The sequence below is a fragment of the Anaeromyxobacter sp. SG17 genome, assembly GCF_022690695.1.
GTDB classification, from domain to species: Bacteria; Myxococcota; Myxococcia; order Myxococcales; family Anaeromyxobacteraceae; genus Anaeromyxobacter; species Anaeromyxobacter soli.
Map to the genome: position 1 here is coordinate 1 of NZ_JALCYX010000088.1, position 16,137 is coordinate 16,137.

General features: G+C 74.6%; 15 protein-coding genes and 1 pseudogene. 1 reads left to right on the plus strand and 15 read right to left on the minus strand.

What is annotated here, in order from left to right; genetic code table 11:
- From rnc to MNY60_RS20930, 15 genes are all read right to left on the minus strand, one after another.
- Window positions 1-852 (minus strand): ribonuclease III (gene rnc / locus MNY60_RS20860; protein WP_242361750.1); only part of this gene is annotated, 852 nt, incomplete at its 3' end.
- Window positions 853-860: 8 nt separating this feature from the next.
- Window positions 861-1,883 (minus strand): methylmalonyl Co-A mutase-associated GTPase MeaB, encoded by a 1,023-nt coding sequence (meaB, locus tag MNY60_RS20865; RefSeq protein WP_242340738.1) that lies wholly within the window; start codon window positions 1,881-1,883, stop codon window positions 861-863.
- Window positions 1,883-3,196 carry a hypothetical protein gene (locus tag MNY60_RS20870; RefSeq protein ID WP_242340739.1) on the minus strand — a complete coding sequence of 438 codons (1,314 nt, stop codon included), beginning with the start codon at window positions 3,194-3,196 and terminating at the stop codon, window positions 1,883-1,885. The genes meaB and MNY60_RS20870 overlap by 1 nt, the downstream gene beginning before the upstream one ends.
- Window positions 3,197-3,282: 86 nt before the next feature.
- Entirely contained in the window at window positions 3,283-4,062 is a 780-nt protein-coding gene (locus MNY60_RS20875; RefSeq protein ID WP_242340740.1) for an enoyl-CoA hydratase-related protein, read from the minus strand.
- 44 nt (window positions 4,063-4,106) lie between these two features.
- Window positions 4,107-5,039, minus strand: coding sequence for a hydroxymethylglutaryl-CoA lyase (locus MNY60_RS20880; RefSeq protein WP_242340741.1), 933 nt, complete (start codon window positions 5,037-5,039; stop codon window positions 4,107-4,109).
- A gap of 155 nt (window positions 5,040-5,194) precedes the next feature.
- Window positions 5,195-6,601: a phosphomethylpyrimidine synthase ThiC gene (gene thiC, locus MNY60_RS20885; RefSeq protein ID WP_242340742.1), complete on the minus strand. Its 1,407-nt coding sequence runs from the start codon at window positions 6,599-6,601 to the stop codon at window positions 5,195-5,197.
- A gap of 250 nt (window positions 6,602-6,851) precedes the next feature.
- Complete coding sequence (gene eno, locus MNY60_RS20890) at window positions 6,852-8,141, minus strand: phosphopyruvate hydratase (protein ID WP_242340743.1); 1,290 nt, start codon at window positions 8,139-8,141, stop codon at window positions 6,852-6,854.
- Window positions 8,142-8,358: 217 nt separating this feature from the next.
- Window positions 8,359-8,538, minus strand: coding sequence for a hypothetical protein (locus tag MNY60_RS20895; RefSeq protein WP_242340744.1), 180 nt, complete (start codon window positions 8,536-8,538; stop codon window positions 8,359-8,361).
- 288 nt (window positions 8,539-8,826) lie between these two features.
- Window positions 8,827-9,267 carry a type II toxin-antitoxin system RatA family toxin gene (locus MNY60_RS20900; protein WP_242340745.1) on the minus strand — a complete coding sequence of 147 codons (441 nt, stop codon included), beginning with the start codon at window positions 9,265-9,267 and terminating at the stop codon, window positions 8,827-8,829.
- Window positions 9,268-9,341: 74 nt separating this feature from the next.
- A complete protein-coding gene (gene glpX, locus MNY60_RS20905; protein WP_242361752.1) occupies window positions 9,342-10,307 on the minus strand; it encodes a class II fructose-bisphosphatase in 966 nt (321 codons plus the stop codon).
- Window positions 10,308-10,321: 14 nt separating this feature from the next.
- Entirely contained in the window at window positions 10,322-10,735 is a 414-nt protein-coding gene (locus tag MNY60_RS20910) for a thioesterase family protein (RefSeq protein WP_242340747.1), read from the minus strand.
- 92 nt (window positions 10,736-10,827) lie between these two features.
- Window positions 10,828-12,153, minus strand: a complete 1,326-nt coding sequence (locus tag MNY60_RS20915) for a homoserine dehydrogenase (protein ID WP_242340748.1) — start codon at window positions 12,151-12,153, stop codon at window positions 10,828-10,830.
- Entirely contained in the window at window positions 12,153-12,743 is a 591-nt protein-coding gene (locus MNY60_RS20920; RefSeq protein ID WP_242340749.1) for a hypothetical protein, read from the minus strand. The genes MNY60_RS20915 and MNY60_RS20920 overlap by 1 nt, the downstream gene beginning before the upstream one ends.
- Entirely contained in the window at window positions 12,740-13,624 is an 885-nt protein-coding gene (locus tag MNY60_RS20925) for a HEAT repeat domain-containing protein (RefSeq protein ID WP_242340750.1), read from the minus strand. Before MNY60_RS20925 ends, MNY60_RS20920 begins: the two co-directional genes overlap by 4 nt.
- A 32-nt stretch (window positions 13,625-13,656) precedes the next feature.
- A complete protein-coding gene (locus tag MNY60_RS20930) occupies window positions 13,657-15,489 on the minus strand; it encodes an HTH domain-containing protein (protein ID WP_242340751.1) in 1,833 nt (610 codons plus the stop codon).
- 136 nt (window positions 15,490-15,625) lie between these two features.
- Between MNY60_RS20930 and MNY60_RS20935 the strand changes: the two are divergent.
- A pseudogene (locus MNY60_RS20935) lies at window positions 15,626-16,137 on the plus strand (pyrrolo-quinoline quinone); the annotation flags it as partial.

Genomic DNA, 16,137 nt, shown 5'->3' on the forward strand with positions numbered 1-16,137 from the left:
GAGGGCCTCGGCCGGCGGTGCGCCCGCGCCGGCCGGCGCGCCCGCCGGCGCGACGGGCCCGGACGGCGACGCCGCCGCCTCGGTCGCGCCCGCCTCCGCGAACCTCCTCGCGAGCAGGTCGAGGGCGAGCTTCGCGGCGGCCTGCTCCGCGTCCTTCTTCGAGCGGCCGGCGCCCTTCCCGACGACCTCGCCGCGCAGGTCCGTCTCCACCTCGAAGGTCTTCGAGTGATCCGGGCCGTGCTCGCCCACGACGCGGTAGCGGGGGGTGGCGCGGAGCCTGCTCTGCGAGAGCTCCTGGAGCTGGGTCTTGAAGTCGCGGTCGAGCGTGCCGGCCGCGGCCCGCGCGAACGCCTCGCCCAGGAAGCGATCGATGAGCACGAGCACCGGCGCGAGCCCGTCGCCGAGGTAGAGCGCCGCCACCACGGCCTCCATGGCGTCGGCGAGGAGCGAGGACTTCCGGCGCCCGCCGGTCAGCTCCTCCCCGCGCCCGAGCCGCAGGAGCGAGCCCAGGTCGAGCGCGCGCGCCATCTCCGAGAGCCCCTGCTCGTCCACCACGGCGGCGCGCATCTTGGAGAGATCGCCCTCGCGCGCCCCCGGGAAGCGGTCCATGAGCCGGTGCGACACCGCGAGGTCGATCACCGCGTCGCCCAGGAACTCGAGCCGCTCGTTGTCGGTGAGGCCCGCCTCGTCCCGGTGCTCGTTCACGTAGGACTTGTGCGTGAGCGCCGCGAGCGCGATGGCGCGGTCCCCCACGGCGAGCCCGAGCCGCGCCTCCAGCGCCGCGACCGGATCGGCGGGTCTCTCCTCGCCCGGGGAGGTCGCGCTCCGGCCCGGGTCGTTCGCGTCGTTCATGCCGGTCCTCATGTGCGCAGGCGGGCGGCGAGCTCGTCGGCGAGCGCGTAGGGATCCGCCTCGCGCGCGGCGATGCGCGCCGCCACCGCGTCGAGCTCGCCCATCTCGGCCTCGAGCCGCTCGAGCGCGCCCTGCACGAGGCGCTCTCGCAGCACCGCGACGAACGCGGCCCTCGCGCGCGCCGCGTCGCGGATCCGGCGGCCGCCGGACGTCTCGAGGTGGGCCTGGTGCGCGTCCACGGCCGCGGCCAGCTCCGCGATGCCCTCGTCGCGCAGCGCCACGGTCCGCACGATGGGAGGCTCCCAGGAGCCGTCCGGCGCCGCGAGGCCCAACGCTCCCCCGAAGCGATGCGCGGCGTCGTGGTCTCCCGGCCGCGCCGCCACCATGCGGCGCAGCTCGAGCATCCCCTGCAGGTCGCGCACGGTGCGATCCGCGCCCTCCCGGTCGGCCTTGTTCACCGCGAACACGTCGGCGATCTCGAGGACGCCGGCCTTGATGGCCTGGACGTCGTCACCGAGCCCGGGCACCGCGACCACCACCACCGTGTGCGCGAGGTTCGCCACCTCGATCTCGTCCTGCCCCACGCCGACCGTCTCGACGATCACGACGTCCTTCCCCATGGCGTCGAGCACCTGCACGACGTCCGACGTCGAGCGAGAGAGGCCGCCGAGGTGGCCGCGCGTGCCGAGCGAGCGGATGAAGACGCCGGGGTCGAGCGCGTGGTCCTGCATCCGGATCCGGTCGCCCAGGATGGCGCCGCCGGTGAACGGGCTCGTGGGGTCCACCGCCACGACGCCCACGGTCCGGCCGTGGGCGCGGTGGTGCGCGATGAGCCGATCGGTGAGGGACGACTTCCCCGCGCCCGGCGCGCCGGTGAGGCCGACCACGTAGGCGCGCCCCGTGCGCGGGAACAGCGCCCGGAGCGCCGCCTCCGCGCCGGGCTGGCGGTCGTCGAGATCGCGCATGAGCCTCGCCGCGGCGCGGACGTTACCCGCGAGCACGCGGTCGGCGATGGGGTTCCCGGTCGTCATCAGTAGGCCGCCGCCTCCGGCACGAAGTTCGCGACGAGGATGGCCGCCGCCATCTTGCGGGGGGCGCCGATGGGCTGCCGGCTCGCGTCGAGCTGACGATAGATCACGCTGCCGTCCTGCACCTGGTCCACGAGGACGAGGAGGCGCCAGCCGCCCCGCTCCTGCGAGAACACCGCCTCGAAGTCGGCGCGGGGGAGGACGCGCGCCGCGCCGTAGGGGCGGCCGTCGATGTCCGTGCCGACGTACCGCACGTCGCCGTCGCGTGCGTCCTCGACGACCACGTTCATGACCCACACCTCGCCCGGGCTCGGCTGCAGGTGCCCGGGGAGACCGGCCGCGCCGGCGGAGGCGACGGCGGCGCCGCCCGGCTCGGGCGCGGAGGGTTGCCCCGGGGCGAGGCCGAGCGCGAGCGCGACGAGCGCGCGCGTGCCCGGGAACGCGCCGAGCTCGAAGCGGTCCGACCAGACGTCGCCGCTCGGGCCGATGAGGCGCCCCTTGAAGCGCGTCCCCATCTCGCGGCTCGCGACGAAGCGGTAGCGCGTCCCGCCGTGCTCGAACTCCTGCACGAGCTCCACCATCGCGTTCGGCGCGAGCATGGCGTCCTCCCCGAAGACGGCAGCGAGGGTGGCGAGCGTGAGCGCGTTCCGCGGCGGCGGGGTGACCTCGAGCCGCGAGGCGACGGGCGCGGGGGTCCGGGCGTCGCGCGCGTGGACCGGGGTCATCCGCGAGAGCGCGCCGACGAGGTGCTGCTCGAGCTCCGCGGGCGTGCGCAGCCCGGAGAGCTCGAGCGGCGGGAACTCCGGGGAGACCTCGAACGGCGCCCCGCCGACCGGCGCGACCCGCGAGACGCGGATGCCCTCGGGCCCGCCGAGGAGCTCGAACGCGTGCCGCGGCGTCTTCACGATCGCCCGCACCGCGAGCCGGTCGGCCTCGAGCCCGGCCTCGAGGCGGAGCGCGCGGAGCCTCGCGGCGACGTCCGAGAGGGCCGCGGCGCGCTCCTGGAGCAGCGCGGCGACGGCCTGATCGAGCTGCGCGGCGCGCTCGTGAGCCTGGAACGGCACGGGGCCGAGCGCGGCGAGGGGCGCGTCCACGAAGCGGAGGTGGTCGTGGCCGGCGACCACGAAGCGGGCGCGCGGGATCGGCTGGCCGGTCGCGGGGTGGACGGCGCGAGAGAGCGCGAGCTCACCCTCGAGCGTCTCGCGGTCGGAGCCGAGCCGCACCGGGATGCCGAGGGCGGAGAGCTTGCGGGAGGCGATCTGGTTCAGGCGCTCCCGCGGGATCTTCCCGATGATGGTGTGCTCGCCCTCGCCCATTCGGTGCCGCGGACCCTTTCGGCGACGGAGGTTACCTCAGAATCGCCGTCGCGGGAGCGCCGGGGAGTCCCGAGTCCGGGGGACGGTCACTCGCCCGTGAAGACGGGCGGCCGCTTCTCCGCGAACGCGCGGAGCGCCTCCACCCGGTCCTTCGTGCCGAGGCAGTCCTGGTAAAGCCGGTTCTCGAGCTCCAGCGCCTCCTCGAGCGGCAGGTGAAAGCCGCCGTCGATCGCCCGCTTCGCCTGCCGCAGCGAGACCGGCGCGTTCCGCGCGATGCGCGCGGCGAGCGCCACCGCGTCCTCCAGGAGACGGTGGCCCGGGGCGACGCCCGTCACGAGCCCCATCGCGAGCGCCTCGGCGGCGGAGACGCGGCGCGCGGTGAGGACGAGATCTTTCGCGCGGGCCACGCCCACGAGCCGGGCGAGGCGCTGCGTCCCTCCGCCGCCGGGGATGATCCCGAGCGCCACCTCCGGCAGGCCCAGCTCCGCCCCCTCCGCCGCGAGGCGCAGATCGCAGGCGAGCGCGAGCTCGAGGCCGCCGCCCAGCGCCGCGCCGTTCAGGGCCGCGACGAACGGCTGGGGCGCCTCCTCGATGCCGCGGAGCGCCCGTCGCAGCCCGTGGTGGAAGGCGTGGACGTCCTCCGCGGACATCGCGGCGCGCTCCTTGAGGTCCGCCCCGGCGCAGAACGCCTTGTCCCCCGCGCCGGTCACGACCACGCAGCGGAGCGCGCGATCCGCGGCCGCGCGGGCGAGGTGCTCCTCGAGATCGCGCAGGAGCGCGCGCGAGATCGCGTTTCGCCGCGCCTCGCCGTCGATGGTCCACACCTCGATGCCGCCGTCGCGACGATCGATCCGGAGCTGCCTCACGTGCGCCTCCCGGGGTCCGTCCCTGCCTCGATCCAGCGCCCGCGTCACGCGCCCGCCCCGGCGCGCGCGAGCTCCGCCTGGAGCGCCTTGCCCGGCAGCCGGCGGCCGACGAGCCGCTGCGCCAGGGCGCCCGCCGCGACGAGCCGCTCCCAGTCGACGCCCGTCTCCATCCCCATCCCGTGCAGCATGTAGACGAGATCCTCGGTCGCGAGGTTGCCCGACGCGCCCGGCGCGTAGGGGCAGCCGCCGAGCCCGCCGATCGAGGAATCGAAGGTGGTGAGCCCCTCCTCGAGCCCGACGAGCACGTTCGCGAGGGCCGTCCCGCGCGTGTCGTGCATGTGGAGCGCGAGCGCCTCGGGCGGCGCGCCCGCGAGCGCCCGCCGGACGATGTCGCGCGTCTGGTTGGGCGTCCCGACGCCGATGGTGTCGCCGAGCGAGACCTGGTGGCAGCCGAGGGCGAGGAGCCGGTGCGCGATCTCCACCGCGCGCGCCGGATCCACCCTCCCCTCGTACGGACAGCCCCACACCGTCGACACGTAGCCCCGCACCCGGAGCCCGCGCGCGAGCGCCGCGGGCACGAGCGTCGCGAGCTCCTCGAGCGCCTCGGCGACCCCCTTGTTGATGTTCCGGCGGGAGTGGCTCTCGGACGCCGAGAGGAACACCGCGGCGTCGACCGGAGCGTGCCCGGGGCCCCCGCCGCCGAGCGCCTCGACGAGTCGCTCGAGCCCCTTCGCGTTGGGGACGAGGACCACGTAGGACACGCCCTCGGCGCGCGGCAGCGCCGCGGTGACCTCGGCGGCGTCCGCGAGCTGCGGGATCCAGCGCGGCGAGACGAAGCTCGTCGCCTCGATGCGGCGCAGCCCGGCCTCGGCGAGCGCGCGGACGAGCGCGAGCTTGTCGCCGGGGGGGACGGTGCGCGCCTCGTTCTGGAGCCCGTCCCGGGGGCCGACCTCGTACACCGTGACCGGGGGTGCCATCGCGCGGATCCTAACCCGGCGCGGGCTCGGCGACACTTCGCGTCCCACGTCCCCGAGGGGCGGGTCCGGGCTGGGCGGCCGCTCGCGACGCGCGACCGCAGCGGGCCACGCCGCGATCGCGGAGGGGCCCCGGCGGGCTCGCGGCCGTTTACGGCCTATCTCGCGATGGGCAGCGCGCCGGCGCGCGCGGTGGGCTCGGGCGCGGGCTCGGCCCCGCAGGGCGGCGCGGCGCCCGGGGCGTCCGCGTCGCCGAGGTGCGAGTGGATCCGCATCGAGCAGAACTTGGGCCCGCACATCGAGCAGAACTCCGCGGACTTGAACGTGTCGTGCGGCAGGGTCGCGTCGTGCTTCGTGCGCGCGGCGTCGGGATCGAGCGACAGCTCGAACTGGCGCTTCCAGTCGAAGGCGTAGCGCGCCCGCGAGAGCGCGTCGTCGCGATCGCGCGCGCCCGGCCGGTGGCGGGCGACGTCGGCGGCGTGGGCGGCGATCTTGTACGCGATGATCCCCTGCCGGACGTCCTCCTGGTCGGGCAGGCCGAGGTGCTCGGCCGGCGTGACGTAGCAGAGCATGGAGGCGCCGTGCTGCGCGGCGACCGTCGCGCCGATGGCGCTCGTGATGTGGTCGTAGCCGGGGGCGATGTCCGTGACGATGGGCCCGAGCACGTAGAACGGGGCGTCGTCGCAGAGCTCCCGCTCCTTCTGCATGTTCATCGGGATCTGGTCGAGCGGGACGTGTCCCGGCCCCTCGACCATCACCTGGACGTCGTGCTGCCACGCCTTGCGCGTGAGCTCGCCGAGGACCTTCAGCTCCGCGAACTGGGCCGCATCGGAGGCGTCCGCGAGGCAGCCCGGCCGGAGCCCGTCGCCGAGCGAGAACGTGACGTCGTAGCGCTTGAAGATCTCGCAGATGGCGTCGAAGTGCGTGTAGAGCGGGTTCTCCTCGCCGTGCGCGGCCATCCAGCGCGCGATGAGCGCGCCGCCGCGGGAGACGATGCCGGTGATGCGCCCGGCCGCCATGGGGACGATGTCGCGCAGGACGCCCGCGTGGATCGTCATGTAGTCGACGCCCTGCGCGGCCTGCGCCTCGATGATGTCGAGGAGCATGCGCGGGGTGAGGTCGACGACGTCCTTCACGTGGGCGAGGCACTCGTAGATGGGCACGGTGCCGACCGGGATCGGGCTGTGCCGGAGGATGTTCTCCCGGATGAGCGGGATGTCCCCGCCGGTCGAGAGATCCATGACCGTGTCCGCGCCGTGGCGCAGGCACACGCCGAGCTTGCGCAGCTCCTCGTCCACGTCGGAGGTGACGGCGCTGTTCCCGATGTTCGCGTTGATCTTGCAGGTCGCGGCGACGCCGATCCCGATGGGCTCGAGCTCGGGGTGGTTCACGTTCGCCGGGATCACCAGCCGCCCGCGGGCGACCTCCTCGCGCACGGCCTCCGGCGCGAGCCGCTCCCGCTCGGCGACGTACGCCATCTCCTCGGTCACGATCCCGCGCCGCGCATGATGCATCTGCGTCAGGTTCGGCTGGCCGTGACGCTTCGCGATCCACTGGGCCCGCATGCATTCTCCTCGCGCCGTCGGTGTGGCGCGCGAACCTAGCGAAACGCACGGGTTGCGGTCAAACGGAACCCCCGTCAACGTCCACTTTTCCGCGAAAAGCCCGATCGCTCGACTCGCCGCTCGCAGTGCGCACGGGCGCGGCGGCGCGGAGCGTGGAGCGGGGTGGTCGAGATCCCTGCTCGTCCCGAAGAAGAAGACGCGCCGAGGGATCGATCCCGCGGCGCGTCGAACGTCCAGCCCGCCTCGGCGGTCAGCGCAGCGCCTTGAACGCGTCGCGCCCCGCGTAGCGGGCGGCCTTGCCGAGCTGCTCCTCGATGCGGAGGAGCTGGTTGTACTTGGCGACCCGGTCGGTGCGCGACGCCGAGCCGGTCTTGATCTGCCCGCAGTCGCACGCCACCGAGAGGTCCGCGATCGTGGTGTCCTCGGTTTCGCCGGAGCGGTGGCTCATCACGCTCGTGTAGCCCGCGCGGTGGGCCATGCGGACGGCCTCGAGCGTCTCGGTGAGCGAGCCGATCTGGTTCACCTTCACGAGGATCGAGTTCGCGACGCCGTCCTGGATGCCGCGCGAGAGGCGGGTCACGTTCGTCACGAAGAGATCGTCGCCGACGAGCTGGAGCTTCGACCCGAGCCGCTCGGTGAGCAGCTTCCAGGTGGCCCAGTCGTCCTCCGCGCAGCCGTCCTCGATCGAGACGATCGGGTACTTCGCGGCGAGCCCGGCGTAGAAGTCGACGAGCCCCTTGCCGTCGAAGGCCTTCCCCTCGCCCTCGAGCTCATACTTGCCGGAGCTCTTCTCGAAGAACTCGCTCGCCGCGCAGTCGAGCGCGAGCGCGACGTCGTCCCCCGGCTTCAGGCCCGCCTGCTCGATCGCCTGCATGATGAGCGCGAGGGCCTCCTCGTTCGAGGCGAGGCTCGGGGCGTAGCCGCCCTCGTCGCCGACGCCGGTCCCGGCCCCCTTCTTCTTCAGCACGCTCTTCAGCGCGTGGAAGATCTCGGCGCCGTAGCGCAGCGCCTCGGCGAAGGTCGGGGCGCCGAGCGGGACCACCATGAACTCCTGGATGTCCACGTTCGAGTCGGCGTGCGCGCCGCCGTTCAGGATGTTCATGAGCGGCACGGGGAGCGTGCGCGCCCCGACGCCGCCGACGTAGCGGTAGAGCGGCAGCCCGTGCGCCTGCGCGGCCGCCTTGGCCGCGGCGAGCGAGACGCCGAGGACGGCGTTCGCGCCGAGCTTCGACTTGGTGGCGGTGCCGTCGAGCTCGATCATGCGCTGGTCGAGCACCGCCTGGTCCGCGGCGTCGAGCCCGACCACCGCCGGGGCGAGCTCGTCGAGCACGTTCGCGATCGCCTTGCGGACCCCCTTGCCCAGGTAGCGGCGCTTGTCGCCGTCCCTGAGCTCGAGCGCCTCGTGCTCGCCCGTCGAGGCGCCCGACGGTACGGCCGCGCGGCCGACGTCGCCCGTCCCGACCGCGACCTCGACCTCGATCGTGGGGTTGCCGCGCGAGTCGAGGATCTCGCGCGCGGTCACGTTGATGATCTCGGTCATCGGAGGTCCCTCCCTCGCGGCGCGGAGCGCCAGCTGGCCGCGGCGGGCGAAGCGCACCGCCGTTCGGGTGCCGGAATGTGCCCGCCGCATCCGCGACGGTCAATCGGTATTCCGAGACCCGGCCCGAAGGACGCAGAGAAGAAATCGGGCGCGAGACCTCGCGGTCCGCGCCCTCTCGTCGGCGTTCGCCTCTGGCGAGCGCCTCCTACGAATCTGGTCAGCCGAGGTCGATGATCACGACGCCGCGATCCTTCCGGCCGTCGTCGCGGTCGGCAGGCTCCTCGCCGCCCGGCCGGTGCGCAGGCTGGGGGATGGGCAGCTCGATGACCGGACGATCGTCACGGCGCTGCTCTCGCTCGCGCCGCTTGATCTCCTCGATGACGTAGGCGTCCAGCATGTCTCGTCCCCTCGGCCTCGTCCTCGTCTCCGGTCCCTGGATGTGCAAGCTGCGTTCCCTCTGGGACGGCTCTCCGTTCGCGCTCTCCTGTCTTAACGATGCGCCTCGGCGGCGCATTCAGATGTCCCGACCAGGGCCAAGAATCATCGTAAACCCCGCCGAGATGGGGGGTCAAGGATGCGCGCCCGCGCTCTCTTCGGAGCTAGCCGGAGACGATCGGCATGCGGGCCGGCAGGCGTCGGCGAGCCACACGGGGCTGTGCCAGCTGCGCACGCTTCGAGCGACTTGCTAGAGCTCCGCGCGGCGCTTGAACGCCTCGAGCGTCCGCGGCAGCTGCACGCGGGTGAGCTCGTCGGCCACGCGGTCGACGATGACCTGCGGCACGAGCGGCGGCTTCGCGATCTGGATGTCCACCGTGTACCGGGCGCGCGTCTTCCCGCCCGCGTCCTCGAGCTCCCAGGAGCCGCTCGAGACCTTCATCATGTCTCCCGAGACGAGCGACCAGGCGACGCGCCGCGGTCGCTCCTCCACGTGACGGAGGACGTACCGGATCTTCTTAACGCCGACGTCGAGCTCGTACTCGACCTCGCGGCTCGCCGGGCCGCCGCCCTTCACCCGGCAGGCATGGATTCCGGGCACGAACTCCGGGTAGCGCCCGTAGTCCACGACCAGATCGAAGAAGCGCTCCACGGGCGCGTCGATGACGACCTCACGCGAGATGGCGGCCATTCGTCTCCTCCAGGGGCGTCGCGCCCCGCGGCGGCTCTCCCGCCTGCCGCGCGGCGCGACGGCGGGGCGGCGCCCTAGTGCCCGTAGTCCGGGGCGCGGGCGAACCTGTGGATGGTCTCGATGTAACGGATCGTCCCGCTCTTCGACCGCATCACGACGGAGTGCGTGCGGGCGCCGTCCCCCGTGAAGTGCACCCCTCGGAGGAAGTCGCCGTTCGTGACGCCCGTCGCGGCGAACATCACGTTCCCGCCGGCGAGCTCCTCGAGCGAGAGCACCTTGTCCGGGTCGGAGCGGCCCATCCGCGTCGCGCGGGCGCGCTCCTCCTCGCTGGCGAAGCGGAGCCGGCCCTGCATGTCGCCGCCCACGCAGCGGAGGGCCGCGGCGGCGATCACGCCCTCGGGCGCGCCGCCGGTGCCCATGAGCACGTCCACGCCGGACTCGGGGAAGCAGGTGTTGAGCGCGCCCGACACGTCGCCGTCGCCGATGAGCTTGATCCGCGCCCCGGCCGCGCGCACCTCGGCGACGAGGCACTCGTGGCGAGGACGATCGAGGATCACCACGGTGAGATCCTCGAGGTACTTCCCGAGCGCGTCGGCGACGCGCCGCAGGTTCTCGGTCGGCGAGAGGCGGAGGTCGATGGCGCCCCGGGCCCCCGGGCCGACCGCGATCTTCTCCATGTACGCGTCGGGCGCGCGCAGGAGCTTACCCTTCTCGCCGATCGCGATGACGCTGACCGCGTTGGGCGCGCCGGTCGCGCAGAGGTTCGTCCCCTCGAGCGGGTCGACGGCGATCTCCACCTCGACGTCCCCCTCCCCCTGGCGGCCCACCTTCTCGCCGATGAAGAGCATGGGCGCCTCGTCGCGCTCGCCCTCCCCGATGACGACCTCGCCGCGGACGCTCACGTGGTCGAAGACGCGGCGCATCGCGTCCACGGCGGCCCGATCGGCGCCGTTCCGGTCGCCGCGGCCCATGAGCCGGGCGGACGCGAGCGCGGCCGCCTCCGTGACGCGCACCACCTCGAGCGCGAGGTTTCGATCCATGCCTTCCTGCTCCTTCAAGTCGGGTCCGCGAGCCCCTCGCCCGCCGACAGGCGCTCGAGCAGCTCGCGGGGCATGCGCTGGACCTTGCCCTCCCGGTCCACGCACGCGTGCACGGTGTACCCGGTGACGACGACGTCGCCGTCCCGGACGATGCGGTATCCGAACCTCGCCGAGGCGCGGCGCGCCTCCACGAGGGCCGTCTCCACGGTGAGGAGATCGTCGTAGCGCGCCGGGGTGCGGTAGCTCACCTGCGCCTCGACGACCGGCAGCAGGAGCTGGTGCCGCTCCTCGAAGTCCCGGTAGCGGAGCCCCTTCGCGCGGATGAACTCGTTCCGCCCCGCCTCGAAGTAGCGCAGGTAGTTCGCGTAGTAGACGACGCCCATCTGATCCGTGTCGCCGTAGATGACGCGGAGCTCGGTGCTCACCATGATCGACGCCTCGCCGAAGCCCCGAGCGCGGGGGCGCCGGGTTTAGCAGGAGGCGCGCGCACCAGGCAAGGCCGGGCGCGCGCGCCCGCCGGTCAGACGGTCTCGATACGGATGAGCCGCGTGGGCGCGAGCGTCGTCGAGTAGCGATCGATCTCGCCGATCGCGCCGCGCAGGTCCGCCTCGCGCGCGAGGTGGGTCACGATGACGAGCGGCACGGGCTGCCCCTGGTCGTTCTGCTCGCGCTGCTGCACCGCCGCGATGGAGATGCGGTGCTCGGCCAGCTTGGAGGCGGTGCGAGCGAGCACGCCCGGCGCGTCCTTCACCGAGAAGCGCAGGTAGTACGCGCAGCGGACCTCGTCGTGCGGGCGCAGCTCGACGAGCGGCCGGTCCGGCGGGAGCGGGACGCGCCCGGGGCTGCCGGCGAGGATGTTGCGGGTGAGGTCGATGATGTCCGACACCACCGCGCTGCCGGTGGGCATCGCGCCGGCCCCCTGCCCGTAGAGCATGGAGGGCCCGAGCGCCTCGGAGCGGAGCACGACCGCGTTCATGGCGCCGCGGACGCCGGCGAGGAGCGAGCCCGCCGGGATGAACGCAGGGTGCACGCGCGCCTCGATCTGGTCGGGCGCGCCCGCGCCCGCCCCCTCCGCCGGCCCGGTGCGCCGGGCGATGGCGAGCAGCTTGAGCGCGTAGCCGAACTGGCGCCCCCAGCGGAAGTCCTCGGGGCTGAGCGCGGTGATCCCCTCCGTCAGGACGTCCTCGGGCTTGAGCCGCGCCCCGAACGCGAGCTGCGCGAGCACGCAGAGCTTCTGCGCCGCGTCGCCGCCCGACACGTCGAGGGTGGGATCCGCCTCGGCGTAGCCGAGCCGCTGCGCCTCGCGGAGCGCGTCCTCGAAGCGCGCGCCCTGCTCGTCCATCGCGGTGAGGATGAAGTTCGTCGTCCCGTTGACGATGCCGTGGAGGGAGTTGATCCGGTCGGAGGCGAGGGCCTCGCGGAGCGTGCGGATGATCGGCACGCCGCCGCAGACCGCCGCCTCGTAGTAGACGTCCACGCCCTGCCGGCGGGCGAGCCGGAAGATCTCCTCGCCGCGCGCGGCGAGGAGCGCCTTGTTCGCGGTGACGACGTGCTTGCCGCGCTCGAGCGCGCCGCGGACGAGGTCGAACGCGCTGTCGACGCCGCCCATGAGCTCGACCACGACCGCGATCTCCGGATCCTCCAGCAGGTCCTCCGGGCGCGTGGTGAGGAGCGCGGGATCGAGCCCGACGGCGCGCTCCTTGGTCGCGTCGCGCACCGCCACGCGGCGCACGGCGATGCGCGCGCCGAGCCGCGCCTCGATGTCGTCCGCGTGGCTGCGGAGGATGGAGAGCACCCCGCCGCCGACGGTGCCGAACCCGGCGATCCCGATGCCGACCTCGCGCATCACTTGCCTCCGATCCGGTACGCGCGCAGCACCGCCCGCACCTGCGGCGTCACCGCCGAGCCCACGACCGAGAACGTCTCGAGCTTCACCGGCCCCACCCCGGGCGCGTAGGTGATCTCGAGCACGTGGTCCGCGTCCGGCCCCGCGCGGTTGTGCGCCCGCACGCGCACGCAGCCCTGGAACGCGCCTGCCGGGGTGGTCACCGCCTCGCCCACCCCCGCGATCTCGTACCGCTCCGTCGAGCTCGCCGAGACGATGGAGGTCCAGCGCGTGCCCGCCGCGATGGGGCCGCACAGCAGGCGGCGCGTCCGATCGTGCAGGCAGCCGGCGTCGGCGCGCAGCTCTCCGCGCTCCGTGTCCTTGAAGTAGCCGTCCGCCGTGCGCTCGACGATCCGGACCGTGCGCTCGTTCCCGCGCTGAGCGGGCGGCAGGACGGGCGACTCGTCGCGGTAGATCCATTCGTTCCCGACGGCGAGCGGGAAGTAGTCGGCGGGCCCGGCGCCGGGGGCGGCGGCCGCGGCCCGTGGGGTGGGCGCGCGGGCGCAGGCGAGAGCGATCAGGGAGACGGCGGCGAGGGAGCGGAGCCTCATGGGGCCCGCATCTTAGCGGAAACCGCCGAGCCCGAGGCCTCCGCGCGCGCGGAGAGCTCCGCGAGCGCCTCTCGCGCGGCGCGGCGGACGGCGGGATCGGGGTGACCGGCCTCGAGCGTGAGCAGGTACCCCTCCGCCTCGGAGCCGCCGAGCTCGCCCACGATCCGGGCGACGCGCGCGGTCAGCGCGGGGTCACCGCCCTGCGCCACCTCGATGAGCGGGGCCACCGCGCGGCGGTCGCCGATCTGCGCGAGCGCGCCCACCGCGCGCTGGACGATCTCGGGATCGGCGTCCCGCAGCCGCTCGAGCAGCGCGGGGACCGCCTCCGGGCTGCGCCGGTCGGCCAGCACGCGGATGGCGTGATCGCGAACCCGGGCATCACGCGAGCCGAGATCGGCGAGGAGCGCGTCGAGGGGCTTCGCCTCGGCGGCGAACCCGAGCGCGAGCCCCTTGGCCGCGTCCGCCGCCGCGGCGCCGAACGCGGTGCGCCAGGCGTCCCGGGGCGTCCGGCCGGCGAGCGTCGCGGTGGCGGTGCTCGTCTCGCGCACGATCTCGCCCGCCTCCGGGTTCACCGGGGCGAGCTGGAGCTCGATCGCGATCTCCACCCGCGGCGCGCTCCCCGCGAAGCCGTCGGGCGCGAGCCGCACCCCGAGCACGTCGATGCGCGCGCGGTAGGAGCGCTCGCCGTCGGCGAGCCGGAAGCCCGCCTCCCCCAGCGCTGCGCGCGCGGCGCTCTCCAGGCTGGGGACGTCGAGGCCCGCCTCCCGCAGCGGCTCCGCCAGCGCACCGTCGGCGATGCGAACGCTCGCGATCGACGCCGGCTGGGCACCGCGGCGGCAGGCCGGCACCGCGGCGATCAGGGCCGCGACGGCCACGATCACCCCGGTGACGCCTCGGCGCGCGCTCCGCATCGTTACCCGCCGGTGTCCCCGTCGTCCTGCCGCGCAGCCGGGGGAGGTGGCGCGGACTGCGGAGCGGCGACAGGCGCCTCGGGAGCGGCGACGCCCTCGCGAGCGCCCTGCGCCGGTGCCTCGCCCGCAGCGCCCTCCGCGCCGGCCGCGGCCTGCCCCTGGGGAGCGCCCTCTCGCGAGCGACCCCGACCGCCACGCCGGCGCCTGCGCCGGCGGCGACGGCGACGGTCTGCGCCGGCTCCGGCCTCGCCGGCGCTCGCCTCGGACGCGGTGGCGGGCTCACCCTCGGCCGAGGCCTCGGACTCGTCCTCGTCCTCCTCGCCCTCCGGCCCCTCGTCGTCCAGCTCTGCGGGCACCTCGATGGACGTCTCGCCCCGCGGCGCGACGGGCTGCGGCGGACGCGACGGCGCGACCGCCTCGGCAGCCGCCGCCGCGCTCGCGATGACCTCGCCCGCAGCCGGCTCCGCGATCGGTGCGCCGCTCGGCTCCTCCGACGCCGCCTGAACCGCCTCGACGGACACGGTCCGCTCCTCGCGGCGGGCCCCGCGCGGCTCCCGGTCCCGGTCCCGGTCCCGGTCCCGCTCCCGGTCGCGCTCGCGAGGCTCCCTGCCCTCGCGGCGATCGCGCTCCTCGCGCCGGGCACGCCGGGCCGCCTCCTCCTTCTCGGCCTCCTCGGCCGCGGCGCGGAAGAAGCCGTCGTCGACCTCCGGGATCACCACCGGGACGGTGCCGAGCCCCGCGTCCGCGAACGCCTCGGCGAGCGCCTCGCCGCAGAGGAGCACGATGGGCAGCTGCCCCGCCGCCGTCGCCTCGGCGCGCGCCTCGCGCGCCACCTCTCCGGCGCTGACCACGATGCCGATCTGGGCGCCGTAGTGGGCGAGGTCGCGGCGGAGCTCGGTCACGTCGCGCCGCGACGCGTCCGCGCCGTTGCGCACGATCCGGATCCCGTGGCGCAGGTCGCCGAGCCCCATCTTGAGCCGCGCCGTGTAGATCACGTGCTCGCGGCTGCGCTTCGCGACCTTGAGCTCGCGGAACCCCATCTTGTCGAGCAGCCGGGACGCGACGTGCTCGATCGTGGCGGCGTCGCACTCGCGCAGGCGGCGGCGCAGCCCGGCGAGGGCCGCCCGGCGCAGCTCGGTCGCGGTCTGGACCGGCGCGGCACGCGCGGCAGCCGGAGCGGCGACACGCTCGCCCGGCTCGGGCTGCGCGACGAGCGTCACGGAGTCCCCGTCGACGAGGAACAGCGCCTTGCGCCCGGCCGACTCGCGCCGGCGGTTGTCCTCGACGAGCGCGGCCCGCAGCGAGCCGCCGTCGCGGACGAACGCGTCCGGCATGAGCAGCCGCTCCGCGCCCTGCGCGGCGATGTCGGCGAGCGAGAGCGCGCGGCCGGCGCCGGCCAGGATCTCGTAGGCGACCTCCGCGGGCGGCGGGAAGCGGCGCCCGCGCCGCTCCTCCTCCTCCCTGCGACGCGGCTTGCCCGCCTCGCCACGCCCGGTGCTGCGGGCGAGCTCGCGGGAGGGGATCGGGTGGCGCTCGCGCCCCCGATAAGCGGGCTCCCCGTCGGGAGGCGGCTCGACGAGCGCCTCCAGCCCAGCGGGGTCCTCGTCGAGTCCCCATTCGGTCAGCGCGAAGGTGCCCTGCTGCACCGGGATCACCCGCCGGTCCTCGTGCGGAAGGCGGCAGTGCGCGGCGAGCTGATCGGCCATCGTCTCCTCGGGAATCTTCCCGACGTGGTCGAGCAGGCTCTCGCGGATGGCGATCTCCGTGAGCTTCCTGAAGTGGAGGGGCTTTCCTTCGCGCCGCAGCACCTCGATCGCTGCTTCCGTGAAGGTCATGTACGTCCTTGGTAGAGGGAAAGAAGGAGGGGCGGCCCACGCGTCGGGGGCCCGCACCGGAGTGGACATCTTCGTGCGGGGCCCCTGCCCTGTCAACGTTGAAAGTACCTGATTCCGCGGTGATTCTTGGGATCCCATGATCCGGATCCGAACGGGCGCAAGCTGGAAGCACGACCCCGGGCTCACCGCCTCTCTGAGCCGCGCGGAGGGGCCGGCGCGGGTCGCCGCGGCGCGCGCCGTCGTGGACGCGCTCGCCATCGAGGTCGACGGGATCGACATCACCTCCGGGCGGGCGGAGGGGGCGCTCCTTCCTTCGCTCGAGGCGCTCCTGCGGGCCATCTCCCGCGTGGTCAGCGGGGAGGCCCACGCCACCGTCCCGTTCCGCGACGGCGAGCTCGAGCTCGTCATCCGCAGGCGCGGCCCGAGCGCGCTGCTGACCGTGGTGACGCTCGCCCGCCCGTCGCGGGTCCTCGCCCGGGACGTCGAGGTGGAGGTGGAGGCGCTCGCCGCCGCCGCGCTGGACGCCGCCGCGGCCTTCTGCCGCGAGCTCGGCGAGATCCTGCCGGAGGAGGCCGCACGCGAGGGCCGGCGGCTTCGCGCCGCGGCGCGGGCGATCCGGCGCGCCGAGGCGCCCGCGCCCCGCCCCCG